The following is a 24763-nucleotide window of genomic DNA, read 5'->3' on the forward strand; positions in this document are numbered from 1 at the left end:
TATGCCCACACTCTTGTGGTTTCGACGCGACCTGCGGCTGCGGGATCACCCTGCGCTGGCGGCCGCGGCCGACGGCGAGGAGGTGCTCGCCTGCTTCGTCCTCGACCCGCGGCTGGCGGCTTCGTCGGGTGAGCGGAGGCTGCAGTTTCTGGGTGATTCGCTGCGGCAGCTGCGCGACGACCTCGATGGGCGGCTGTTGGTGACCCGTGGGCGACCCGAAGAGCGAATTCCCCTCATCGCCAAGGAAATCAGCGCTTCCTCGGTGCACGTCTCGGAGGATTTCGCGCCGTTCGGGCGGCGTCGCGACGAACGGGTGCGCGCGGCGCTGGGTTCGGTGCCGCTGGTCGCCACCGGGTCGCCGTATCTGGTGTCCCCGGGCCGCGTCATTAAGGACAACGGCACCCCGTACAAGGTGTTCACACCGTTTCTCCGCTCCTGGCGCGACGCCGGATGGCGAGAGCCGGCGCGATCGGGCGTCCGTTCCGCACGCTGGCTGGACCCGGCCGACCTGAGCGTCGACGGGTGCGAAATCCCCGATCCCGGAGCCACTCTCGCGTTCCCGGCCGGCGAGAGGGCGGCGCGCTCGCAATGGGCGGCGTTCGTCGCCGACGGACTGCACCGCTACGCCCAAGGCCGTGACCGGCCCGACCTCGATGCCACCAGCGGCATGTCGGCGCATCTCAAGTTCGGCACCATCCATCCGCGCACCATGGTCGCAGACTTGGACCTGCGTCATATCGGCTCGCAGAAATACCTGCGGGAGTTGGCCTTTCGCGACTTTTACGCGGCGGTGCTGTACCACTGGCCGGACAGCGCATGGCGCAACTGGAACAGCGACTTCGACGCCATCCAAACCGACACCGGCGCGGAGGCGAAACGGCGTTTCGAGGCTTGGCAGGCCGGCCGAACCGGGTTCCCGATCGTCGACGCCGGGATGCGTCAGCTTCGTGCGACCGGTTTCATGCACAACCGGGCACGGATGATCGTCGCGTCGTTCCTGGTGAAGGACCTGCATCTGCCGTGGCAGTGGGGCGCCGGCTGGTTCATGGATCAGCTCACCGACGGCGATCTGGCCAGCAATCAGCACGGTTGGCAGTGGTGCGCGGGATGCGGCACCGACGCCGCGCCCTACTTCAGGGTGTTCAACCCCGCCGCACAAGCCGAAAAGTTCGACCCTTCAGGGGATTACATTCGGCGCTGGGTTCCCGAGCTGAGGGGCGCGAGCGACGTCTTCCTGCGCAAAGGTGAACGCCCGCAAGGGTATCCGCAGCCGATCGTCGACCATCGCGCCGAGCGGGCCGAGGCGCTGCGCCGCTACCACAGCCTGGCCTGAACCGCTGCTATCGGGACGCCTTCTTGCGTTCGATGTCGGCCAGCGCGGCGGCCAGTTCGGCGCGCTGTGCTGCCGAGCTCTCCCAGGACAGTTTGCGGTTCTTGACGATCTTGGCCGGTGCGCCGACCGCGATCGAATAGTCGGGGATGACGCCGCGGACCACCGCGTGCGATCCCAATACGCAGCCCCGTCCGATCGACGTGCCGCGCAGGATGGTCACCTTGGTGGCAATCCAGGTGTCCGGCCCGATCCGCACCGGGGATTTGACGATGCCCTGGTCCTTGATCGGGACGTTGATGTCGTCCATCCGGTGGTCGAAGTCGCAGACGTAAACCCAGTCGGCCATCAGCGCCGAATCGCCGAGTTCGATGTCGAGATAGCAGTTGATGACGTTGTCACGCCCGAGCACCACCTTGTCGCCGAACCGCAGCGAGCCCTCGTGGGCGCGGATGGTGTTCTTGTCGCCGATGTGCACCCAGCGGCCGATCTCCAGCTGCGCGAGTTCCGGCGTGCAGTGGATCTCGACGCCCTTGCCGAGGAACACCATGCCGCGGGTGATGATGTGCGGGTTCTTCAGTTTGAACCTCAGCAGTCGCCAATACCGGACGAGGTACCACGGGGTGTAGGCCCGGTTCCTCAGCATCCACCTCAGCGAAGCCAGAGTGAGAAACTTCGCCTGACGCGGATCCCGTAGCCGCGAGCCACGCCAGCGGCGATGCAGCGGCGCCCCCCACATGCTCGTCATGGCCGGAAAGCTTAGCCCGGCGACGATGCGCGCCGAAACGGCGGGCTAGCGCCAGTCGATCAGACTGCGGCCGACCTTAACGCGTTACCCTCACCTGTACTCGATAGCTGCTCATGACGAAGCGTGTATCGGAACCGATACGAAAGGAATTTCGGAACCCTGCGAAGGCAAGAGGGGCTTGCGCGACGTCTGCTGGTGGCCGGTGTCGCGGTCGTGCTCGTGATCGGGCTCGGCGGATGCGGCAACACCGACGCGTGGGTCGACGCGGCGCCCGCGCAGGGCTGGTCCGCACCGTACGGCGATGCCGCCAACAGCAGCTACACCACGACGAACGGCGCCACGAGACTGGCATTGCGGTGGACGCGCTCGGCCAAGGGCAGCCTGGCGGCCGGACCGGCGCTGAGCGCGCGCGGCTATCTGGCGCTCAACGCGCAGACCCCGGCCGGATGTTCGCTGATGGAGTGGGAGAACAACGAGAACGGACGGCAACGCTGGTGTGTCCGGCTGGTCCAGGGCGGCGGCGTGGGCGGCCCTTTGTTCGACGGGTTCGACAACCTGTATGTCGGTCAGCCCGGAGCGATGGACTCCTTTCCGCCGACCCAATGGACCCGCTGGCGCCAACCGGTGATCGGGATGCCGTCCACCCCGAGATTTCTGGCGGGCGGTCAGCTACTCGTCACCACGCACCTCGGACAGGTCCTGGTTCTCGACTCCCACCGCGGTATGTCGGTCGGCCCGCCGCTGGATCTGGTGGACGGCGTCGACCCCACCGACGCCACCCGCGGCTTGGCCGACTGCGTACCGGCGAAACAGGGCTGCCCGGTCGCGGCAGCTCCGGCGTTCTCCGCGGTCAGCGGAACGGTGGTGCTGGGTGTCTGGCAGCCGGGCGCACCGGGCGCGGGTCTGGTGGGACTGAAGTACCACCCGGGGCAGACGCCGCTGCTGACTCGGGAGTGGACCGGCGACGCCGTTACCGCCGGTGTTTTGGCCAGTCCCGTGTTGTCCGCCGACGGGTCGACCGTCTATGTCAACGGCCGAGACCAACGGCTGTGGGCATTCCGCGCCGCCGACGGGAAGACGAAGTGGTCGGTGCCGCTCGGGTTTCTGGCGCAGACGCCGCCTGCGGTCACTCCGCAGGGCCTCGTGGTGTCCGGCGGCGGCCCGGACACCCGGCTGGCAGCGTTCCGGGATGCCGGAGACCACGCGGACCCGGCCTGGCGCCGCGACGATGTGACCCCGCTATCGACGTCGAGTCTGGCCGGGAGCGACACCGGCTATGCCGTCGTCAGCGGCCCACCGCGGGACAACGCGCCCGGCATGTCGTTGCTGGTGTTCGATCCCGCCAACGGCCACACCGTCAACAGCTATCCACTGCCGGCGGCCACCGGATATCCCGTGGGGGTTTCGGTCGCCAAGGATCGCTCGGTGGTGACCGCCACCAGCGACGGACAGGTTTACAGCTTCGCGCCGGCCTGATGGCGAGCCCTTAAATCGCCAGTGGCGGAATGGAACTGCGCGGCACCTGGGCCTGAGTTGCGCCGGCGAACGACGGCAGCAGCTCACCCGGCGAGAAGTAGAAGATCAGCGCGTCGTCGGTGATGGCGAAGTTCTGGTAATGCGATGAGTCCAGACCCGACGACGGCAGTATCGCGGCGCCCAGCGCGTTCTCGTGCTCCAGCTCGCGCTGGACGATGGGAAAGATGCTTTCCAGCGGAGCGGTCCCGGGCGCGAACAGCGTGTCGAAGGTGATCGGCTGCTTGGTCCCCAGGTTGTAGTTGAAGGCCTTGAACCAGGTGGACGGCCGCGTCCCACCGAGATCCTGGAAGAACTTCAGCACCACACTGCGAGTGTTGTGCGGGGGTTGGCCGGAGCTGTGCTGCTCGCTGGTGGCGTCCATCTGGTAGGGGTGATCGCGTGCGCCGGAGCCCTCCGCGACGTTGACGAATCCGTCGCGATTCTGCGTGATGTAGTCGGTCAGCGCCTGCTCGTCGGGATAGTCCGTCGGGAACGTCATGTTGAGCGTGTACGTCGGACCGGAGGCATGCACACGGCAGGTCTGCGCAGCCACGACGGTTCCGCCCAAGCCGGCGCACGACGGCGGCTCAGCGGCAGCCGGACATGCGGCCCAGACTGCGAACGCCAGCAGCGCGGCCGATATTGAATAACGCATTGTCGAGTTGTCCTCGCAGACTCGAGGGGTGCCTGGAAGAGATTGCCGTCAGCTTACCGGTCGCTACCGCGAGGGCTGGCAGACGAAGACGGTGGCATGACCTGCGGGCCCCGAACCGATGCGAGTGACCACTGCGGACAGCTGCCGGTCGCCCCGCAGCCGCAGGCGCCGCCGCAGCGCGTCGGGGTCCACCCGCACACCGCGGACCAGGACTTCGAGCGCACCGCACTCCAACGCTGTCAATGCCTGCCGCAGCCGGCGCTCGTCGAAGGCCAGCTGCTCGAGCACCTCGAAGCCCCGCACCCCCGGCGGCAGCCGGTCTCCGGACAGGTAGGCGATGTCGGGGTCGAGCTGCCACAGCCCGTGCCGCGCGCCGTAGTGGCGGACCAGGCCCGCGCGCACCACGGCGCCGTCGGGGTCGACGATCCATCGCCCGGCGGACCGCACCTCGCAGTCGTCCGAGTCGGCGTCGGTGATCTGCTCGTCGCCGTCCAGGATGCTGGCCCGACGGCGCACACCACGCGCGGCCAGCCCCGCTGACCACAGGCATGCCTCGCGGACCGAACCGCGAAACGACGTCACTTCTATCTCGCCGTCGAATTCCAGCCGCTGCAGGTGCTCGAAATCGATTCCGGGGGAACACTTTACGACCAAGTCCCGGCCGCGGTATCGGTCCATCAGCTCCCCCAGGCCAGGCTGATAGTCGTCGGGGTTGAAGCGCCGCCGCCCGCCGCTGCGACGTCCAGGGTCGACGACGATCACGGTGTCGCGGGTCACTGGGGCCAGCGCGTCGGCGCGACACAGGCCCGCCGCCGACCCCAGGTTGTGGCGTGCCATCGCCAGCCGCACCGGGTCGATGTCGCTGCCTACCGCGCGGATTCCCGCGGCCAGCAGCGCCGCCAGTTCGGTGCCGATGGAACAGGTCGCGTCGTGCACCCGACCGCCGTGTCGGGCCAGCCGGCCGGCCCGGTGCCGGGCCACCGGCGCCGCGGTGGCTTGCTGCAACGCCTCGTCGGTGAACAGCCAATTGGTCACGTCGTAAGGCGGGCCCAGCTCGCCCAGTTTGGGTACCGCGCGGCGGCGCAGCAGCGTCGTCTCCACAAGTACCGCCGCCCGTTCGTGGAACCGGGCGCGCGCCGCGGCGACATCGGCGATTCGGGTGACCTGCGTCAGCGGGAATTCAGCGACCTCTTGCAGCGCCGCGGCACCGGTCTCGGACCGCAGGTACTTGACGTCCTCCGTGCTGAAATGCAACGGGGTGGCTCAGGACGGCTTGACCCCGGTGATCATCACGTTGTAGAACCAGCCCTTCGGCACCAAGTGACGCCATACGTTCGCGTCCACCCAGCTCAGCGTCTTCCAGCTGGTGAAGGCAAACTTCGCCCAGCCCCAGCCCAGCTTTCCCGGCGGCACCGTCGACTCGAAGGTGCGCAAGGGCCACCCGAGCATCGCGGCGGCGAACTCCTCGGTGGCGGTGTGGACCTGCACGGCGCCGGCATTGGTCGCCATCGTTTCCAGGTCTTTCGGATCAAAGGTGTGCAGGTCGACCACCCACTCGAGGGCTGCCGCACGAGAGTTCTCGTCGATCTCGGCCTGTGGCCGGCGCCAGGCGCCCAGCCCGGGCAGCTTTACCGCGCGGATGGTGACATTCCAGGTCAGGTCCGCAAGCGCACGGGCGTATCCATTGCCGACGTTGGTGGGCTCGCCGGCGAAGACAAACCGGCCGCCGGGCTTCAGCACCCGAAGCACCTCACGCAGCGACAGCTCGACGTCGGGAATGTGGTGCAGCACCGCGTGCCCGACCACCAGGTCGAAGGTGTTGTCGTCGTACGGGATGCCCTCCGCGTCGGCGACCCGGCCGTCGATGTCCAGCCCGAGCGACTGCCCGTTGCGGGTCGCGACCTTGACCATTCCGGGTGCGAGGTCAGTGACAGACCCGCGCCGCGCCACCCCGGCCTGGATCAGGTTCAGCAGGAAAAACCCACTCCCGCAGCCCAGTTCCAGGGCCCGGTCGTAGGGCAGCTCGCGAATGACCGCATCTGGCACGACGGCGTCGAAGCAGTGGCGAGCGTATTCCACGCACCGCTGGTCGTACGAGATGGACCACTTCTCGTCATAGCTCTCGGCTTCCCAGTCGTGGTAGAGCACCTGGGCCAGCTTGCTGTCGTGCCGTGCGGCTTCCACCTGTTCCGCGGTCGCGTGCGGGTTGGGGGCGGCGTCGGCGGGGATTTTGGAACTCCTCGTCATGCAGGGCAGCCTAACGGCCGCCCGGATCGCCCGCGTCGGCAAGGGCCTGACCAGCGGCGAACACCTCGACATAGCGGTCGCGTTCGGCGGCCAGACGCGCGGCTGAATCCAGCTCCCAGATGTCGTTGATCCCGGCCTTCGCGGCGGCCAGCGCGTGCGGGGGTCCGTCCAGGAAGCGGCGCGCCCAGGCCGCGGCGCCGTCGTACACGTCGTCGGGAGCCACCATCTCGTCGATCAGGCCCAGCGCCATCGCCTCCTTGGCGTCGAAGAAGCGTCCGCTGAACACCAACTCCTTGGCCCGGCTCGTCCCAGTGGCGCGGGTCAGGCGGGCCATCCCGTCACCACCGGGAACCAGGCCGGCCAGGATCTCGGTGGCGCCGAACTTCACGTTGTCACCGCTCACCCGCCAGTCGGCGGCCAGCGCCAGCGTCAGGCCGGCGCCCAGTGCGTATCCCGTGATCGCGGCGACGGTCGGTTTCGGGATCGCCGCGACGGCGTGGATGGCCGCGCGCCGGACCCGGTCGGCGACACCGGCCTCCGCGGGGCTAAGCGTCCGCAATTCGGTCATGTCGTCGCCGGCCGAGAATATCTCGTGGCCGCCGAACAGGATCACCGCGGCCACATCGTCGCGCCGGCCCAATTCGTCTGCCGCAGCGGCGATTTCGCGGTAGACCTGGCGGGTCATGGCGTTGGTGGGCGGTCGCGACAGCAGCAGCATCGCCAGACCGGCGTCCTGTGAGCCGTCACTGACCACGACGCTGACGAACTCGCTGACGGTCACAGCGGCCACCCCATGGTTCCGCCCTTCTTGCGGGCAGCGTGGTAGCGGTCGGAGTCGAAGAACTCGAAAATCCAGTTGTCGCCCTGGATTTCCAGATGCGGTTGTACCGCGACGATCTGACGCTCCACGGCCAGGATGTCGGCGACGGTGCGGCCGGCCAGCGAATCGAGCTGCGTCCAGGTCGGCGGCAGCAGGAAGTTGCGGCCGGCTTCGAAGTCCGCGATGGCGTCCTGCGGCGTCACCCATTCGGCACGGTCGGATTCGGTGTTCTCGCCGTCGGCACGCTGGCCTTCGGGCAGCGCTCCGACGAAGAAATAGGTGTCGTAGCGACGGGTCAGCTCGGCCTCCGGGGTGACCCAATTCGCCCACGGCCGCAACAGATCCGAACGCAGCACCAGGTTCTCCCGGCGCAGGAAGTCCGCGAACGACAGCGAGCGGTCGGCCAGCGCCTGCCGGGAATCGCGGTATACCGAGGCATCGCGGACGATACTGTTCGGTGCCGAGACGGCCTGGTTTGCCGGCCCGGCGAACAGCACCCCGGACTCCTCGAACGTCTCCCGGGCCGCGGCGCAGACCAGCGCCTCGGCCAGGCCGGGTTCGATGCCGAACCGCTGCGCCCACCATTCCGGCGGCGGCCCGGCCCACGCGATATCGGCGTTGCGGTCGCGGTCGTCGACGCCGCCGCCGGGAAACACCATCACCCCGGCCGCGAACTCCATCGCGGAATGCCGCCGCATCAGGAACACGCTTACGCCTGCTGCGGCATCCGGCTCGGCGTCGCGGACCAGCATCACCGTCGCGGCCGGTCGCGGCGTAAGGGGCTCCTGCGTTGGGTTCATGACAGCCTCCGGTGAGCTGCGCGGGTGCGGACCCGCCTGGCGAAATAGCGTCCGTCGACGACGTCCAGGGCGATCGACTGACCGAAGGCGATGGACAGGTTTTCGGCGGTGAGCACGTCGGGCAGCAAACCCGCGGCAACCACCTGGGCCTCCGAGAGCAGCATGCAGTGGCTGAAGCCCGGCGGCACCTCCTCCACATGGTGGGTGACCAGCACGAGCGCCGGCGCGTCGGGATCGGCGGCCAGGTCGGTCAGCCGCGCCACCAGCTCCTCGCGGCCCCCGAGGTCCAGGCCGGCGGCGGGTTCGTCGAGCAGCAGCAGTTCAGGATCGGTCATCAGCGCCCGGGCGATCAGCACCCGCTTGCGCTCGCCTTCCGACAGCGTGCCGTAGGTACGGTCGGCCAGGTGCTCGGCACCCAGGCTCTCCAGCATGTCGACCGCCCGGCGGTAGTCGACCTCGTCGTAGCGCTCCCGCCATCGGCCCAGCACCGCGTAGCCCGCCGACACGACCAGGTCGCGGACCAGCTCGTCGTCGGGCACCCGTTGCGCCAGCGCCGACGAGCTCAGCCCGATCCGCGCGCGCAGCTCGGAGACGTCGACGCGGCCGAGCCGTTCGCCGAGCACATAGGCGGCTCCCGACGACGGGTGTTCGGTGGCCGCGGCGATGCGCAGCAGCGACGTCTTGCCTGCCCCGTTGGGGCCGATGATCACCCACCGCTCGTCGAGTTCGACGGTCCAATCGACGGGCCCGACCAGAACGCGGCCACCGCGGCGCAGCGAAACGCTTCTGAAATCGATCAGCAGATCCGGGTTCACGGTTTCACGGTCGGTTTCGGGGCCGGTTTCGGGCACCCGATCATCGTGCCGTATGCCGGGCGAGCTTGAGCGGCCCCCCCGGATCCGCGAGCGTGCGTGTCTGTACGACGACACGCCCGTCTCAGGCGTACATCTACGCACCTTCGCGTTAGCTGCCAGGCGGGATCTCGACGCGGCGGACCACTCCGTCGACCGCGTCTGCGGCCTCGATCTCGCCGCGAGTGACACCCAGCAAGAACAGCACCGTATCCAGGTACGGATGGCTCAACGACGCGTCGGCCACTTCGCGCAATGCCGGCTTGGCGTTGAAGGCCACTCCGAGGCCCGCCGCCGCCAGCATGTCGATGTCGTTGGCGCCGTCGCCGACGGCGACCGTCTGCTCCATCGATACCCCGGCCTGCTCCGCGAAGTCGCGCAGCGCCTTGGCCTTGCCGGCCCGGTCGATAATCGGGCCCGCCACCCGGCCGGTCAGCACGCCGTCGACGATCTCCAGCTCGTTGGCGGCGACGAAGTCCAGCATCAGCTCGTGCGCCAACGGATCGATGACCCGCCGGAATCCCCCGGACACCACGCCGCAGCGAAAACCCAAGCGCCGCAACGTCCGTAACGTGGTACGCGCACCGGGCATGAGCTCCAGCTGATCGGCGACCTCGTCGAGCACGCTGGCCGGCATGCCCGCCAAGGTGGCTACGCGCTGCACCAACGACTCGGCAAAGTCCAGCTCGCCGCGCATCGCGGCCTCGGTGATCGCCGCGACCTTGCCCTGGGCGCCCATCCGGGCTGCCAGCATTTCGATGACCTCACCCTGGACCAGCGTCGAATCCACATCGAACACGATGAGCCGCTTGGCGCGCCGGTCCAGCCCGTAACTCTCGACCGCCACGTCGACCTGTTCCTCGGCGGCGACCCTGGTCAGGGCGGTCTGCAGGTCGCCACCGACCTCCGGAGGTGCCGACACGCGCAGTTCCAGCCCGGTAACCGGGTAGTCCGATACGCCACGGATCAGGTCGATGTTGACGCCGAGCGCGGCTACTTCGCGTGCCACCGCGGCGAACGCCTCGGCGGTGATGGGCCGGCCCAGCACCATGATGATGTGGGTCGAGGGCTCCCGGATGATCGGCAGGTCGTCGCTGCGCTCGATCGTGACGTCGAGGCCCACCTGGTGAATCGCGGCCTCGACATCGCGCCGTAGCGCGGTGTCCTCGGCGACGTCCGTGGCCACCGACACCAGTACCCCTAGTGTCAGGCGGCCCCGGATCACCACCTGCTCGACGTTGAGCAACTCGACCTTGTGCTGCGAGAGCACGTCGAAAAGCGCGGACGTCACACCTGGCTGATCCGCGCCGGTGACGGTGATCAGCACCGACACCTTGGGTGGCGAGTTCACTCGCGGCGGCCGCCGCTACTGGTCACTGGTGGAGCGATCCGGTTCTGTCCGCGGGCCGAATCCCTTTGGCGACTCACCGGCCGTGGCGTGGCGCCCGACGTGCGCTTCGGCGCGAAGTCGTTCCACCATGTGCGGATAGTGCAGCTCGAACGCGGGACGCTCGGAGCGGATCCGGGGCAGCTCGGTGAAGTTGTGCCGCGGCGGCGGGCAACTGGTCGCCCATTCCAGGGAATTGCCGTAGCCCCACGGGTCGTCGACGGTCACCACCTCGCCGTAGCGCCAGCTCTTGAAGACGTTCCACACGAACGGCAGCATCGACGCGCCCAGGATGAACGCCCCGATGGTCGAAACGACGTTGTACGGCATGAAGCCGTCGCTCTTCAGGTAGTCCGCGTAGCGGCGCGGCATGCCCAGGTCGCCGACCCAGTGCTGCACCAGGAACGTGGTGTGGAACCCGATGAACGTCAGCCAGAAGTGCAGCTTGCCCAACCGTTCGTCGAGCAGGCGGCCGGTCATCTTGGGGAACCAGAAGTAGATCCCGGCGAACGTGGAGAAGACGATGGTGCCGAACAGCACGTAGTGGAAGTGGGCGACGACGAAGTAGCTGTCCGTCACGTGGAAGTCCAGCGGCGGGCTGGCCAGCAGCACACCGGTCAGACCACCCAGCAGGAAGGTGACCGCGAAGCCGATCGAAAACAGCATCGGCGTCTCAAATGTCAACTGGCCCTTCCACATTGTGCCGATCCAGTTGAAGAACTTGATCCCGGTGGGGACCGCGATCAGATACGTCATGAAGGAGAAGAACGGAAGCAGGACGGCACCGGTGGCGAACATGTGGTGCGCCCACACCGCGACCGACAAGGCGGCGATCGACAGGGTCGCGTAGACCAGCGTGGTGTAGCCGAAGATCGGCTTCCGGGAGAACACCGGGAAGATCTCGGAGACGATCCCGAAGAACGGCAGCGCGATGATGTACACCTCGGGGTGGCCGAAGAACCAGAACAGATGCTGCCACAACAGAACTCCGCCGTTGGCGGCGTCGTAGACGTGGGCCCCGAGGTGGCGGTCGGCGGCCAGTCCGAACAGCGCGGCGGTCAGCAGCGGGAATGCGATTAGCACGAGGATCGACGTCACCAGGATGTTCCAGGTGAAGATCGGCATCCGGAACATGGTCATGCCCGGGGCGCGCATGCAGACCACGGTGGTGATCATGTTGACCGCGCCCAGGATGGTGCCCAGACCCGCGACGATCAGACCCATGATCCACAGGTCGCCGCCGGCGCCGGGCGAGTGGATGGCGTCGGTCAGCGGGGTGTAGGCGGTCCATCCGAAGTCGGCGGCCCCGCCCGGCGTGATGAAACCGGCTGCGCCCATCGTGGCGCCGAACAGGAACAGCCAGAACGAAAACGCGTTCAGCCGGGGGAATGCCACGTCGGGGGCGCCGATCTGCAGCGGCAGCACCAGGTTGGCGAAGCCGAAGACGATCGGGGTGGCATAGAACAGCAGCATGATCGTGCCGTGCATGGTGAACAGCTGGTTGAACTGCTCATTCGACAGGAACTGCAGGCCAGGAACGGCCAGCTCGGTCCGCATCAACAATGCCAGCAGCCCGCCGATAAAGAAGAAGATGAAGCAGGCGACGCAGTACATGATGCCGATCAGCTTGTGATCGGTGGTCGTGACCAGCTTGTAGACCAGGTTCCCCTTGGGCCCCGTCCGGGGCGGGTAGGGACGGACGGCTTCGAGTTCTCCCAAGGGGGGCGCTTCGGCTGTCAACAGCTCCTCCAAACATCCGTCCAGGGCAGAGGCCCATAAACCAATGGGGCCCAAAAAACCAAATGAGGCCCAAAAACCAACACTGCCCAGAATCTTAGCCTTCGATCAGGCCAGTGGAAGGTTTGGTCCTACAAACTGTCGTAATTGCTTCTGACGTGCATTCGGCCCGTTTCGGCGGGCAGGCCCGGGGCGAGCGGATGTTACCGTCGAAGCCGTGCGTTTCGGCCGGATGCGACTCACTGTGTCCGCAGCCTCGATAGCCGCGGCAGTCGCGATTCTGACGTGCAGCGCATGCGGGTCCGATCAGCCTCCCAAGCCGTCGCGGTCGGTGCCCACCCCGACGACCCAGATCGCGGGGGCCGGCGTGCTGGGCAACGATCGCAAGTCCGAGGAATCGTGCGCGCGCGATGCCGCCGCCCCGGACCCGGGACCGCCGACCCGTCCGGCCCACAATGCCGAGGGCGTCACGCCCGACGTCGTGCAAGTGCCGTCCGACCCGCAACGCATCGTGGTGCTCTCCGGCGACCAGCTCGACGCGCTGTGCGCGCTCGGCCTGCAGTCGCGGGTCGTGGGCGCCGCGCTGCCGGACGGCTCGTCCGGTCAGCCGTCTTACCTGGGCAACGCGGTGCACGGGCTGCCCGGCATGGGCTCCCGCAGCTCCCCCGACCTGAACGCCATCAAGGCTGCCCACCCCGATCTGATCCTCGGCTCGCAGGGCTTGACGCCGAAGTTGTACCCGCAGCTGGCGGCGATCGCACCGACGGTGTTCACCGGGGCCCCGGGCGCGGGCTGGCAGGACAACTTACGTGGCATCGGGGCGGCCACCGCGCGCGGCGCGGCAGTCGACGGGCTGATCGGTGGCTTTTCCCGGCGGGCGAGCGAGGTCGGGGCCAAGCATGACGCGGCGCACTTCCAGGCATCGATCGTCGAGCTGACCGACAACACCTTGCGTGTGTACGGGTCCAAAAACTTCCCGGCCAGTGTCCTGGTCGCGGTCGGGGTGGACCGGCCCGCGTCGCAGCGGTTCACCGACAAGGCCTTCATCGAATTCGGCACGACGGACGCCGACCTGGCCAAGTCGCCGGATTGGTCGGCCGCGGACGCCGACATCATCTACGTGTCCTGCGCGTCATCTGCCGTGACGGAGCGCGCCGCAGGCATCTTCGACAGCGACCCGTGGCGCAGGCTCTCCGCGTATCGCGACAACCGGGTCTTCGTCGTCAACCACGAAATCTGGCAGACCGGCCAGGGTTTGATAGCGGCCCGCGGCATCGTCGACGACCTGCGCTGGGTCAACGCGCCGATCAACTAGCGTCGATCGGCCGGCCTGCCACTCGGGGTTACCAGCGGCTTCGAGATTCACTGGCTTTCCGAAAAGCGGGTATGGCAGCGGTCGTCATAAGCTGACAAACAGGCCCCAACCTGGGCGGCTGGAAAAATAACTTTAACCTAACTAAACTTTTCTGCGACTCCCTAGACGAAGAGAAGAAGGCTGTGATGAGCACTGTTTCCGCATACGCCGCGACTTCGGCCACCGCACCGTTGACCAAGACCACGATCGACCGCCGCGACCCGGGTCCGCACGACGTGGCGATCGACATCAAGTTCGCCGGCATCTGCCACTCCGACATCCACACCGTCAAAGCCGAGTGGGGCGTACCTAACTACCCTGTCGTCCCCGGCCACGAGATCGCCGGCGTAGTGACCGCGGTGGGCTCTGAGGTCACCAAACACAAGGTGGGCGACCACGTCGGCGTGGGCTGCATGGTGAACTCCTGCGGGCAATGCCGCAGCTGCAAGGCCGGGCTGGAGCAGTACTGCAAGCCGGGAGCGACGTTCACCTACAACTCCATCGACAAGGACGGCACCCCGACGCAGGGCGGCTACAGCCAGGCCATCGTCGTCGACGAGAACTTCGTGGTGCGAATCCCTGATTCGCTGCCGCTCGACGCCGCGGCGCCGCTGCTGTGCGCGGGTATCACGCTGTACTCGCCGCTGCGGCACTGGAAGGCCGGGTCCGACACCCGTCTGGCCATCATCGGCCTGGGCGGGCTCGGTCACATGGGCGTCAAGCTGGGCGCCGCGATGGGCGCCGAGGTGACGGTGCTGTCCCAGTCGCTGAAGAAGATGGAAGACGGATTACGTTTGGGTGCAAGCAATTACCACGCGACGGCCGACCCGGACACCTTCCGCAAACTGCGCGGCAGCTTCGATCTGATCCTGAACACCGTGTCGGCGAACCTGGATCTGGGCGACTACCTGAACCTGCTCGACGTCGACGGCTCCCTGGTCGAGCTGGGCATCCCCGAGCACCCGATGCCGGTACCGGCGTTCGCGCTGGCACTGGCGCGGCGCAGCCTGTCCGGGTCCAACATCGGCGGGATCGCCGAGACCCAGGAGATGCTGGACTTCTGCGCCGAACACGGCGTGACGCCCGAAATCGAGGTCATCACACCGGATTACATCAACGAGGCCTACGAACGGGTGCTGGCCAGCGACGTGCGCTACCGCTTCGTCATCGACATTTCAAAGTTGTGACGAAGCGCGTGCCTGCCACGCGACCTCTTCGGCGGCCTCCCCGTCCTCGTCACCCGGGATCACCTCGCTGACGTCGATGCCGGCCAGCGGCCAACCGGCTGCGGCCAGTGTGGCGGCTACCCGCCGGACGTTCTCCGGGCCAGGATCGTGGTTGGTCAACTCGGCGATGTACTCGGCGATCTCGTTGCCGTCGATCACGCCGTCGGCAACAGCGGGCGACCCCGTGGCGGTGAGGTTGCCAACCACCTCTTTGAGCTGCTCGGAGGTAAGCGGCGTGCTGCGCAACAGGGCCAGCAATGGCACCCGATCGGGCCCGGGCACGCCGTCGGGATAGCCGGCCTGCAGCCAGCGCACTACCGACCGCACAAAGCTGGGGTGACTACGAGGGGAACCAGATGTCATCACCCCATCAGTGTCACGGCTGTTGATTCACCCCCGCTCGTCCGATCCAGACAATTCATGCGCCGTTCATTCTCGAAGTCCAATTGGCCAAGCGGAATCGGTGCGCGACTACTGGGAAATGAACAGTTGCGCGATCCCGATGAGCACGAGCAACCCTATGACCGCGCCGCTGATAGCTATACCGGCGATCGCCATGCCGCGACCGTCCTGACCGGTCTGCTTGATCTGGCCCAACGCGACGAAGCCGAAGATCAACCCGAGGATGGGCCCGATGATGCACATCCAGCCGACCAGGGAAGTCACCAACGACGCGATGGCCATGCTGTTGGTACCGGCGCTGCCCTGCTGCGGATAGCCATAGCCGCCCGGCGCCGGCGGGGGATACCCGTAGCCACCCGATGCGGGCGGGTACCCGTGATCACCCGGCGGCGGCGGAGGCGGGTAGCTGGGCGGTTCCGACACGGCGACCTCCTTCGGGACCAAGCGAAGTTAGTACTTTACCTCGCGAATTGTGCTATTCCCGGGTTCCTTATGCCGCACGACATTAACGTGCGCAAATCCGTTGCGGCGCTTCGCATGTGAGGCCCTAAACTCCTTAGGTGAAGAAATGGTCCGGTCCGGAGGCTCGTACGTTGGAGGGTCAGTCAGGGTGCTTGCCTCAATTGAATAGTGTGCTTCCACGTCCCTGTTCCGTGTCCGCAAGCTGGCACCGTGTAGGTGACTTTGGCTGTGCCTGCGAGCGTATTTGAATCCCAGGAGTAGTGGATGTCCTGGGCGCTGGGAACTTGAGTACCGTCTCCGCAGTCGGCAGCGTCACCTGCTACATCCATTACCCATTGACCGTTCGTGAATCGCGCTTGGGAACTCATTCCGTTGCCGAGGTCTACGTTCGCGCATTCGTCACCGCACGGCGTGAAGTACCAAGTCGACGTGGTGCTTCGGCCTGCCGAGCTGGTATCTGTCGCAGAATAAGGACCGCTCATCGTCGTCTCAGCCCACCCGTTGCCAGCTGTATCGACAGCTAACCCGGCGAGCACGGCGGTTACGGCGAACACTCGTTTGATTGCCAATTTCTTTGAACCTCCGCTGAGCTATGTATGCCGAGTCACCAGCGAGCAAATTCGGAGAATAGCATCGGTGGATTCTCGGCAAATCCACAAGAGTGATAGCCCGCTAATGTCGGCGGGCAAAGCCGCAGATAGCCCCGGTCGCCGGCAGCCTCAGAAGTCCCAGTCCTCGTCCTCGGTGACGACGGCCTTGCCGATCACATACGACGCCCCGGAACCGGATAAGAAGTCGGTTCTACTCAGGTGTGGACGATCCAGCCCGCTTCGGTGTAGGGAGCGAGTTGCTCGGGATCATTGATCGTGATGTACAGGTCGCCTGCCGTGGGCATAGCGAAGCCGACGAATCCATGTGCGGTCTGTCCGTCGTGAAGGCCGCCCGCTTGCAGCGGGGGCATCTTGTCGAGCCTCTGGTAGTCGACCGCAAGCGTTGCAGGCTGGGGCGCATCGTCGGGATGGGTCCAAGGCTGATTGCCGCCGCCGTATCCGGCGAATATGTAGCGCTGGTCGAACTGGAAGAATCGATGGGACGTCGCTGTGATGGTCAGTTCCACCACGTTGCATGCGGAGCCATTCGTCGGATTCGCAAAATGAGAGGTGCACCCCGGCGGTAACCACGTTGCACTGTTGACAGTGATGTCGGCGGTCGCGCCGCCGGCCGCCCGCGCGTGCAGGGGCACGCCCATCTGACCGATCGGGAACGGTGGACCGTCGGACGTGGGGTCAGCCGAACTGGTGGGACACGAGGATGCGGCGATGACCACGGCGACCGCGGCCGCCGCAATTACAGATTGCGCGCGCACCCCGGGAGGTTACCCGCAGCGCTGCCGCGAAAACGCGCGTCATCCGTGAGCGATCGGGTTGCCCTGCTGGATGAACGCCGCGAGCTGGCCGCTACCCGGTTTCGACCACCGTGGCACCGAGTGCGTTGGTCTGCACCGACTTGATGCGACCCTAGCCACCTGCTCGTTTCGTTGCGACGGTTTTCTCAGTCATGTTGTCTCCCACAATCATTAGTTAGCTGCCGTTCAGATTGGTCACGATGCAGATTGCGGATCTAGAGGCCGTAGCAACCGCATTAGATCAGGGTCGGTCACAGGAAATTGTGCGTCTGACCAGCGACCTCAGAAGTCCCAGTCCTCGTCTTCGGTGACGACGGCTTTGCCGATCACGTAGGACGACCCGGATCCGGAGAAGAAGTCGTGGTTCTCGTCGGCATTGGGTGACAGCGCCGAAAGGATCGCCGGGTTCACGTCCGTTTCGTCGCGCGGGAACAGTGCTTCATAGCCCAGGTTCATCAGCGCCTTGTTTGCGTTGTAGCGCAAGAACTTTTTGACGTCTTCGGTGAGCCCGACTTCGTCGTAAAGGTCCTGGGTGTACTCCACCTCGTTGTCGTACAGGTCGAAAAGCAGCTCGTAGGTGTAGTCCTTGAGCTCGGCGCGCTTGGCCTCGTCGACCAGCTGCAGGCCGCGCTGGAACTTGTAGCCGATGTAGTAGCCGTGTACGGCCTCGTCGCGAATGATCAACCGGATCATGTCGGCGGTGTTGGTCAGCTTGGCCCGGCTCGACCAGTACATCGGCAGATAGAAGCCGGAGTAGAAGAGGAAGCTTTCCAGCAGCGTGGAGGCCACCTTGCGCTTCAGCGGTTCGTCGCCGCGGTAGTACTTGAGCACGATCTCGGCTTTGCGCTGCAAGTTCGGGTTCTCCTCCGACCAGCGGAAGGCGTCGTCGATCTCGGCGGTCGAACACAGTGTGGAGAAGATCTGGCTGTAGCTCTTGGCATGCACCGATTCCATGAACGCGATGTTGGTGTAGACGGCTTCCTCGTGCGGGGTCAGCGCGTCGGGAATGAGGCTGACCGCACCCACGGTTCCCTGGATGGTGTCCAGCATGGTCAGACCGGTGAAGACGCGCATGGTCAGCTGCTTCTCGCCGGCGGTCAACGTGCCCCACGACGGGATGTCGTTGGACACCGGCACCTTCTCCGGCAGCCAGAAATTACCGGTCAGCCGGTCCCAGACTTCGGCGTCCTTTTCGTCTTGCAGCCGATTCCAGTTGATCGCCGAAACGCGGTCGATCAGCTTCATGTTCTCGGTCACCGAAACCCCACTTCACACGCTCGATTTGGCTGCCGGATTGGTTGCCGTGCTTGGACTTCAAACACTACCCCTGGGGTCCGACAAGGCGAGGCAACACAAGAAGTTGTGTCTGCCGTGTCGCTTAGGGCGCCCAGCACGACGTGGCGCGAGCAGACGGAAAAGCGCCCAATTCGGCACTGAACCGGGGGCTTTTGCGTCTGCTCGGCGGGACTAACTGGCGGCCAGCGCGCGCTGATCGGCCTGTGCGCTCTTCCCCACCCCGAAGAACTGGTACTCGGCGGGCTTGACCCCGCGGGTCGCCCTCCAGTACTGCCAGGTGTAGCCGCCCCACAGCACGGTGTTCTTGCCGTGTTCGTCGAGGTACCAGCTGCTGCAGCCACCGCTGTTCCACACCGACTCCGACAGCTTGGCCTGCAGCTCGTCGTTGAATCGGTCCTGCGCCGCGCGCGTCGGGGCCAGCGCCTGGGCGCCGAGCTTGTCGCAGGTAGCGATCGCGTCGGCAACGTAGTGGATCTGCGATTCGATCATGAACACCACCGAGTTGTGCCCCAGACCGGTGTTGGGCCCGAGCAGGAAGAACAGGTTGGGCATGTCCGCGACGGTGATCCCCCGGTGTGCACCGATGCCTTCGCGATTCCAGCGGTCCACCAGGTCCTCGCCGTGGCGGCCCTTGATCTGGACGTAGGTGTAGGAGTCGGTGACGTGGAAGCCGGTGGCATACACGATCAGATCGGCCTTGTGTTCGGTTCCGTCGGCGGTAACGATGCCATCGCGGGTGATCCGGGTGATCCCGTCGGTGATCAGTTGCGTCTTCGGGTCCGCGACGGCGCCATAGTAGGTCGAGGAGTTCAGAATGCGCTTGCAACCGATGCGGTACTTCGGGGTCAGCTTGCGGCGCAGCTCGCGATCCTTGACCGAGCGCCGGATGTTGTATTTGCAGTAGGCCTCAATGAACTTCAGCGCGTTCGGCCGCTTCGTCATACCGTAGGCGAGCGCCTCCTGGGCCCAGTAGATACCGAGACGCGTCAGTGCTCGCAGTCCGGGGACGTTCGCCATGGCCCGACGCAGCGAGAGCGGCAGGTCAGGGTTGGAGCGCGGCACCACCCACGGCGGGGTGCGCTGGTAGAGCTGCAACTCGGCGACCTGCCCGACGATCTCCGGCACGATCTGGATCGCGCTGGCGCCCGTCCCGATGATCGCCACCCGCTTGCCGGTGAGGTCGACGCTGTGGTCCCACTCCGCAGAGTGGAACGCCGGACCTGCGAATTCCTCACGACCCTCGATGTCGGGGAAGGACGGAATGTGCAATGCGCCGGCCCCCGAGACCAGGAACTGAGCGACGTATTCGCGCCCGTCGGTGGTGAACACGTGCCAGCGGTACTCGTCCTCGTCCCAGTGAGCACGGTCGACCAGGGAGTTGAACTCGATGTAGCTGCGCAGCCCGTACTTGTCGGTGACGCCCTTGAGGTAGTCCCAGATCTCGGGCTGATACGAGAACGGATTCTTCCAGTCCGGCTTCGGCTCGAACGAGAACGAATACAGGTGCGACGGGATGTCGCATGCGCAGCCGGGGTAGCTGTTGTCCCGCCAGGTACCGCCGACGTCGTCGGCCTTCTCCAGAATGACGAAGTCCACACCTTGGCGCTGCAGCGCGATCGCCATGCCCAGGCCGGAGAATCCGGTCCCGATTATGACGACGCGGGTGTGCACCGGCGTTTGGGAAGCGTGGGAAGGCGCGGACTCCGTCTCGGTGAGGGGGGTCGCAATGTCAGTCATTGATCGGTCTTCCTATTGAGGCCTGTGTTTCGGCTGGGGCGTTTGCTGGCGCGTCTGTGGCTGTAGACGCGGGCCTTGCAACTACCGAACAAATACCCAGTACCCAGGGTATCGGTTAGGAGGAATGTTATCGAATGCCCCGAGTATGTCAACGGCGATCGAGGCGGCCCGTGGCTCAACTCACAGCGGGTTTACTCGGTACCACGTGGTGGATCGGCTGGTCAGGATCCATGGAAATCCCCAGCGTCTCGGCGGTGCCGACAATGACGCCCATCATGATGGTCGTCAGGTGTGCGACGAACTGGTCGGCCGGCATGCGTCGCGGGCTGTCGGGTTCCGGGCCCAGCCACCACTCGGTCGCCGACGCGGCCGACCCGAACGCGGCGAACGCGGCAAGTTCCAACGCGTCGCGGCTCAGCTCCATCTCGCGCAGCTCGTTGTTGAACATTTCGGCCATGGTCAGGGTGATCTCGCGGCCTTCGTTGAGCGTGCGCACAGCGGCCCCGGACTGGGCGACAAAGCGGCCCTGGATGAAGACGCGCACCACGTTGGGGTGCTTGTCGACGAGGTTGGCGTACTCCTGGACGCTGCGCCGGATCACCTCGCGGGCCGAGTCGCGGGTGAGGTCGATGTTCGGGAAAATCGCGCCCCATAGCATGTCGCGCAGGCGTTCCCCGATCGCCTCGAACAGGTCGGACTTGTCGTGGAAATGCCGGTAGATCTTGGGCTTGGCGGTGCCGGCCTCCTCGGCGATCTCCCGCACGCTCACATCTGGGCCCGAGCGTTCGATCGCGCGGAAGGCGGCCTCGACGATTTCGCCGCGCACCTTCTTGCGGTGTTCACGCCAGCGTTCGCTGCGCGCGTCGACCTTCACTCCTGGCATCGGGGCGGAGTGGTGCGGTCTAGCAGGTCGAGGGATTCTCACCACGCCAAGCACCTTACCGCGCTGCGCTGACTGACCTGCGCAGACTGGCGCCGGGCCGTGGCTCCTCGCCGAGAGTGAATCTGACGACTAGACACGCCGCCCAGCCGTCGTCTGATTCACACTCGGCGAGCGCGGTGGATTGATATTCGCGCCCGCTGCGCCCCGCGAACGGGTCGAACGCTGCGGGTGGATGATCAACGCCATGCAGACAGATGGGACCGGTCGAGATCGCGACGTCGAGGTGCCACCTGACCTCCTAAGCGCCCTGAACGCACTCATCGAACGGCTCCCTGCAATCGACGTCGGCACCGGGTGGACCGACGGCGAGCGGTGGGCTGCGCGGCTCACCGCCAGTCGACGGCGGATAGCCCGCGGAGACCCGTACGGAGTCAACGACCTGCTAGCTGCATTCGGCGGGATGGGCAGCTTCAGCGACCTCTACCTTGACGATGACCTCGACGGGCTGCGCTCGCGCGTGGCCGCCATCGCCTATGAGACGGCTCGACGACTCGGCATCCAGGCCTGACCAACCCACCAACTCCGGCGTCCTGGCCTCCACACCTTGCAGGCCGCAACTGGGCCGGGTCAAGGGACATGCGGACGGTGAGAACGCAGGTGAAAAATGGCGCCGCCGAACTCAGTGGAGCCCAACTCAGTGGAGCCGAACTCACAGCATGCAGGACACGCAGCCCTCGACCTCGGTGCCTTCCAATGCCATCTGCCGCAGCCGGATGTAGTACAGCGTCTTGATGCCCTTGCGCCAGGCGTAGATCTGCGCCTTGTTCACGTCGCGGGTGGTGGCGGTGTCCTTGAAGAACAACGTCAACGAAAGCCCTTGGTCCACATGCTGAGTGGCCGCGGCGTAGGTGTCGATGATCTTCTCGTAACCGATTTCGTACGCGTCCTGGTAGTACTCCAGGTTGTCGTTGGTCATGTAGGGCGCCGGGTAATAGACCCGGCCGATCTTGCCTTCCTTGCGGATCTCGACCTTCGACACGATCGGGTGGATCGACGACGTCGAATGGTTGATGTAGGAGATCGACCCCGTTGGTGGCACCGCCTGCAGGTTCTGGTTGTAGATGCCGTGCGCCTGCACCGACTCCTTCAGCCGGCGCCAGTCGTCCTGCGTCGGGATGCGGATGTCCGCGTCCGCGAACAACTGACGGACCTTGTCGGTCTTGGGTTCCCACACCTGCTCGGTGTACTTGTCGAAGAACTCCCCCGACGCGTACTTCGATCGCTCGAATCCCTTGAAATGCGTGCCGCGTTCGATGGCGATGCGGTTGGAGGCCCGCAGCGCGTGATACAGCACGGCATAGAAATAGATGTTGGTGAAGTCGATACCTTCTTCGGAGCCGTAGAAAACGCCCTCGCGGGCCAGATAGCCGTGCAGGTTCATCTGCCCCAAGCCGATCGCGTGGGAGTCGTTGTTGCCCTGCTCGATCGACGGCACCGACGTGATGTGGGTCTGGTCGCTCACCGCCGTCAGCGCGCGGATCGCCACCTCGATGGTCTGGGCGAAGTCCGGCGAGTCCATCGTCTTGGCGATGTTCAGCGAACCTAGGTTGCACGAAATGTCTTTGCCCACTTTGGCATAGGAGAGGTCGTCGTTGAAGACGGACGGCGTGGACACCTGCAGGATCTCCGAGCACAGGTTCGAGTGCGTGATCTTGCCCTCGATGGGGTTGGCCCGGTTCACCGTGTCCTCGAACATGATGTACGGGTAGCCCGACTCGAACTGCAACTCGGCGAGCGTCTGGAAGAACTCCCGCGCCTTGATCTTGGTCTTGCGGATGCGCGCGTCGTCGACCATCTCGTAGTACTTCTCGGTCACCGAGATGTCGGCGAATGGGAGGCCGTAGACCCGCTCGACGTCGTAAGGCGAGAACAGATACATGTCGTCGTTGCGCTTGGCCAGCTCGAAGGTGATATCCGGAATGACGACGCCGAGCGACAGCGTCTTGATCCGGATCTTCTCGTCGGCGTTCTCCCGCTTGGTGTCCAGGAAGCGATAGATGTCTGGGTGATGCGCGTTCAGGTAGACCGCCCCGGCGCCCTGGCGCGCGCCCAGCTGGTTGGCGTAGGAGAACGAGTCCTCGAGCAGCTTCATGATCGGGATGACACCCGACGACTGATTCTCGATGTTCTTGATCGGCGCGCCGTGCTCGCGAATGTTGGTCAGCAGCAACGCAACTCCCCCGCCGCGCTTGGATAGCTGCAGGGACGAGTTGATCGACCGTCCGATCGACTCCATATTGTCTTCGACGCGAATTAAAAAGCACGAGACCGGCTCTCCCCGTTGTTTTTTGCCCGAGTTCAGGAACGTCGGTGTGGCCGGCTGGAACCGGCCGTCGATGATCTCGTCGACCAGCTTCTCGGCCAGCCCGGTGTCCCCGGCCGCCAACGTGAGCGCGACCATGACGACCCGGTCCTCGAAACGCTCCAGATAACGCTTCCCGTCGAACGTCTTGAGTGTGTAGGAGGTGTAGTACTTGAACGCGCCGAGAAAAGTCGGAAACCGGAACTTCTTGGCGTAGGCACGGTCCAGCAGCGTCTTGACGAAGTTGCGTGAGTACTGGTCGAGAACCTCACGCTCGTAATAGTTCTCGCGGATCAGGTAGTCGAGTTTCTCGTCCTGATTGTGGAAGAAGACGGTGTTCTGGTTGACGTGCTGCAGGAAGTATTGGTGGGCCGCTTCCCGGTCCTTTTCGAACTGAATCTTGCCGTCCGCGTCGTACAGATTCAGCATCGCGTTGAGCGCGTGGTAATCCGTTTCGTCGGGCAGCGCGTGGGCGGGGGAGGTTACAGGCTCTGCAGTGACGGTTGGTGGCACGTCTCTTCCTTCCAAAATTGCGCCAGGCCCACACGGACGGCGTCGACGTCGTCGGGAGTTCCCATCAGTTCGAAGCGGTAGAGGTACGGAACGCCGCACTTGCGGGAGACCACGTTCCCCGCATAGGCGAATTCGGCACCGAAGTTGTTGTTGCCCGCAGCGATGACGCCGCGGATCAACGACCGGTTGTGCTCGTTGTTCAAGAACGCGATGACCTGCTTGGGGACATAGCCACCGTCGTTGACGTCCGGCGTGGCGCGGCCGCCGCCGTACGTGGGCAGTATCAGCACGTACGGCTCGTCGACCTCGATTCGGCCATGCAGCGGTATCCGCGTGGCGGGAACACCCAGCTTCTGGACGAAGCGGTGGGTGTTCTCCGACACGCTGGAGAAATAGACCAGGTTGCGCGAGTGCACCGCAACCTCCTTACCAATCGTCTGCCGCTCAGGCGCTCAGCGCGGCCGCCGCGAGCGCCTTGATCCGATCCGGCCGGAAGCCCGACCAGTGGTCGTCGCCTGCCACCACGACGGGAGCCTGCAGATACCCCAGCGCCATCACGTAGTCCCGCGCCTCGGGGTCCAGGGTGATGTCGACCGTGTCGTAGGCGATGCCTTGCTTGTCCAGCGCCTTGTAGGTGGCACTGCACTGCACACATGCGGGCTTGGTGTAGACGGTGATGCTCATCGGAGATGCCGCTCCTTTGCGGGAAGATGGCGGAACTGGTCGGGAACTGTCACGAACTGGCAACTACTCTGGTGATGCGTCTGCGCTGTATTCAGCGGCCCGTCAAGCCCCCAAATTCCCATCCTGCGACCATCCCGTCGAAGCCGTGGCTGCGAACTGTTCAAGCCGATTCCGGGAGTTCCACCAGGCCTGGCTGGCTCGGTGCTGCTGGGTTCTGCCGGCCCTCGAAACACTACACCTAGGGGGTGACAAGTTGTCGAGATACAAGATGTTCTGAATAACATTTTTGAAATTCCCTGGTCGGGAGGCTGTCTGTCGTGCGGCGCCCGGCGTGTCGCAGATCACATCT

At 65.4% G+C, this 24763-nt stretch carries 23 protein-coding genes and 1 pseudogene; 5 read left to right on the plus strand and 19 right to left on the minus strand.

From position 1 onward, the window contains the following. The first annotated feature begins 1 nt into the window (after position 1). Positions 2–1333 carry a deoxyribodipyrimidine photo-lyase gene (locus A5791_RS18935; RefSeq protein WP_067240126.1) on the plus strand — a complete coding sequence of 444 codons (1332 nt, stop codon included), beginning with the start codon at positions 2–4 and terminating at the stop codon, positions 1331–1333. A 7-nt stretch (positions 1334–1340) separates the two neighbouring features. Here A5791_RS18935 and A5791_RS18940 read toward each other — a convergent pair whose 3' ends face one another. After that, on the minus strand, positions 1341–2078 hold the full coding sequence (locus tag A5791_RS18940; protein WP_067240129.1) for an acyltransferase: 738 nt from the start codon (positions 2076–2078) through the stop codon (positions 1341–1343). Positions 2079–2273: 195 nt separating this feature from the next. On the opposite strand from A5791_RS18940, the gene A5791_RS18945 reads away from it, so the two are divergent. Continuing rightward, a complete protein-coding gene (locus A5791_RS18945; RefSeq protein WP_369828101.1) occupies positions 2274–3554 on the plus strand; it encodes a PQQ-binding-like beta-propeller repeat protein in 1281 nt (426 codons plus the stop codon). A gap of 10 nt (positions 3555–3564) precedes the next feature. Here the strand turns inward: A5791_RS18945 and A5791_RS18950 are convergent, their stop codons facing one another. The 8 genes from A5791_RS18950 to ctaD form a co-directional block, all read right to left on the minus strand. Next, entirely contained in the window at positions 3565–4248 is a 684-nt protein-coding gene (locus A5791_RS18950; RefSeq protein WP_067240130.1) for an esterase, read from the minus strand. Between the two features lie 63 nt (positions 4249–4311). Beyond that, positions 4312–5502 carry a class I SAM-dependent methyltransferase gene (locus A5791_RS18955; RefSeq protein WP_197504728.1) on the minus strand — a complete coding sequence of 397 codons (1191 nt, stop codon included), beginning with the start codon at positions 5500–5502 and terminating at the stop codon, positions 4312–4314. A gap of 9 nt (positions 5503–5511) precedes the next feature. Next, the gene (locus A5791_RS18960) at positions 5512–6495 is read right to left on the minus strand and encodes a class I SAM-dependent methyltransferase (protein ID WP_067240134.1); all 984 of its coding nucleotides are present in this window, start codon (positions 6493–6495) and stop codon (positions 5512–5514) included. Positions 6496–6505: 10 nt separating this feature from the next. Then, complete coding sequence (locus tag A5791_RS18965; RefSeq protein WP_067240135.1) at positions 6506–7285, minus strand: enoyl-CoA hydratase; 780 nt, start codon at positions 7283–7285, stop codon at positions 6506–6508. Continuing rightward, a complete protein-coding gene (locus A5791_RS18970; protein ID WP_067240136.1) occupies positions 7273–8115 on the minus strand; it encodes an NUDIX domain-containing protein in 843 nt (280 codons plus the stop codon). Before A5791_RS18970 ends, A5791_RS18965 begins: the two co-directional genes overlap by 13 nt. Next, positions 8112–8984, minus strand: coding sequence for an ABC transporter ATP-binding protein (locus A5791_RS18975; protein ID WP_156661517.1), 873 nt, complete (start codon positions 8982–8984; stop codon positions 8112–8114). The genes A5791_RS18970 and A5791_RS18975 overlap by 4 nt, the downstream gene beginning before the upstream one ends. Positions 8985–9078: 94 nt before the next feature. Continuing rightward, positions 9079–10317 carry a phosphoserine phosphatase SerB gene (gene serB, locus A5791_RS18980; RefSeq protein ID WP_067240139.1) on the minus strand — a complete coding sequence of 413 codons (1239 nt, stop codon included), beginning with the start codon at positions 10315–10317 and terminating at the stop codon, positions 9079–9081. 15 nt (positions 10318–10332) lie between these two features. Further along, complete coding sequence (ctaD, locus tag A5791_RS18985; RefSeq protein ID WP_067240517.1) at positions 10333–12093, minus strand: cytochrome c oxidase subunit I; 1761 nt, start codon at positions 12091–12093, stop codon at positions 10333–10335. Positions 12094–12322: 229 nt separating this feature from the next. Here ctaD and A5791_RS18990 point away from each other — a divergent pair, with 229 nt between their 5' ends. Continuing rightward, positions 12323–13405 carry an iron-siderophore ABC transporter substrate-binding protein gene (locus A5791_RS18990; RefSeq protein WP_082967026.1) on the plus strand — a complete coding sequence of 361 codons (1083 nt, stop codon included), beginning with the start codon at positions 12323–12325 and terminating at the stop codon, positions 13403–13405. Positions 13406–13590: 185 nt separating this feature from the next. Next, positions 13591–14631, plus strand: coding sequence for an NAD(P)-dependent alcohol dehydrogenase (locus A5791_RS18995; protein ID WP_067240144.1), 1041 nt, complete (start codon positions 13591–13593; stop codon positions 14629–14631). Here A5791_RS18995 and A5791_RS19000 read toward each other — a convergent pair. The 7 genes and pseudogenes from A5791_RS19000 to A5791_RS19025 form a co-directional block, all read right to left on the minus strand. Beyond that, a complete protein-coding gene (locus A5791_RS19000) occupies positions 14620–15033 on the minus strand; it encodes a DUF3349 domain-containing protein (protein WP_067240146.1) in 414 nt (137 codons plus the stop codon). The two genes, A5791_RS18995 and A5791_RS19000, sit on opposite strands and share 12 nt — an antisense overlap. Positions 15034–15141: 108 nt before the next feature. Continuing rightward, positions 15142–15495, minus strand: a complete 354-nt coding sequence (locus A5791_RS27565; RefSeq protein WP_156661504.1) for a DUF4190 domain-containing protein — start codon at positions 15493–15495, stop codon at positions 15142–15144. 758 nt (positions 15496–16253) lie between these two features. After that, positions 16254–16331 (minus strand): annotated as a pseudogene (locus tag A5791_RS27770) (hypothetical protein); the annotation flags it as partial. Positions 16332–16339: 8 nt separating this feature from the next. After that, positions 16340–16900 carry a hypothetical protein gene (locus A5791_RS19010; protein WP_067240150.1) on the minus strand — a complete coding sequence of 187 codons (561 nt, stop codon included), beginning with the start codon at positions 16898–16900 and terminating at the stop codon, positions 16340–16342. A gap of 321 nt (positions 16901–17221) precedes the next feature. After that, complete coding sequence (gene nrdF, locus A5791_RS19015; protein WP_197504729.1) at positions 17222–18196, minus strand: class 1b ribonucleoside-diphosphate reductase subunit beta; 975 nt, start codon at positions 18194–18196, stop codon at positions 17222–17224. A gap of 210 nt (positions 18197–18406) precedes the next feature. Continuing rightward, positions 18407–19972 carry an NAD(P)/FAD-dependent oxidoreductase gene (locus A5791_RS19020; RefSeq protein WP_067240154.1) on the minus strand — a complete coding sequence of 522 codons (1566 nt, stop codon included), beginning with the start codon at positions 19970–19972 and terminating at the stop codon, positions 18407–18409. 175 nt (positions 19973–20147) lie between these two features. Further along, entirely contained in the window at positions 20148–20900 is a 753-nt protein-coding gene (locus tag A5791_RS19025) for a TetR/AcrR family transcriptional regulator (RefSeq protein ID WP_156661506.1), read from the minus strand. 199 nt (positions 20901–21099) lie between these two features. On the opposite strand from A5791_RS19025, the gene A5791_RS19030 reads away from it, so the two are divergent. Then, a complete protein-coding gene (locus A5791_RS19030) occupies positions 21100–21423 on the plus strand; it encodes a hypothetical protein (RefSeq protein WP_156661507.1) in 324 nt (107 codons plus the stop codon). A 141-nt stretch (positions 21424–21564) separates the two neighbouring features. On the opposite strand, the gene nrdE is transcribed toward A5791_RS19030, so the two are convergent. Genes nrdE through A5791_RS19045 form a run of 3 tightly spaced genes read right to left on the minus strand, consistent with a single transcriptional unit; the run spans position 21565 to position 24414 of the window. Then, positions 21565–23730 (minus strand): class 1b ribonucleoside-diphosphate reductase subunit alpha, encoded by a 2166-nt coding sequence (nrdE, locus tag A5791_RS19035; RefSeq protein WP_082967015.1) that lies wholly within the window; start codon positions 23728–23730, stop codon positions 21565–21567. Then, complete coding sequence (nrdI, locus tag A5791_RS19040) at positions 23700–24146, minus strand: class Ib ribonucleoside-diphosphate reductase assembly flavoprotein NrdI (RefSeq protein WP_067240162.1); 447 nt, start codon at positions 24144–24146, stop codon at positions 23700–23702. Before nrdI ends, nrdE begins: the two co-directional genes overlap by 31 nt. A 28-nt stretch (positions 24147–24174) precedes the next feature. After that, entirely contained in the window at positions 24175–24414 is a 240-nt protein-coding gene (locus A5791_RS19045) for a redoxin NrdH (RefSeq protein ID WP_067240163.1), read from the minus strand. Positions 24415–24763: the final 349 nt, after the last annotated feature.

Origin of the sequence: Mycobacterium sp. 852002-51163_SCH5372311, from assembly GCF_001667115.1 — a bacterium.
GTDB lineage: Bacteria > Actinomycetota > Actinomycetes > Mycobacteriales > Mycobacteriaceae > Mycobacterium.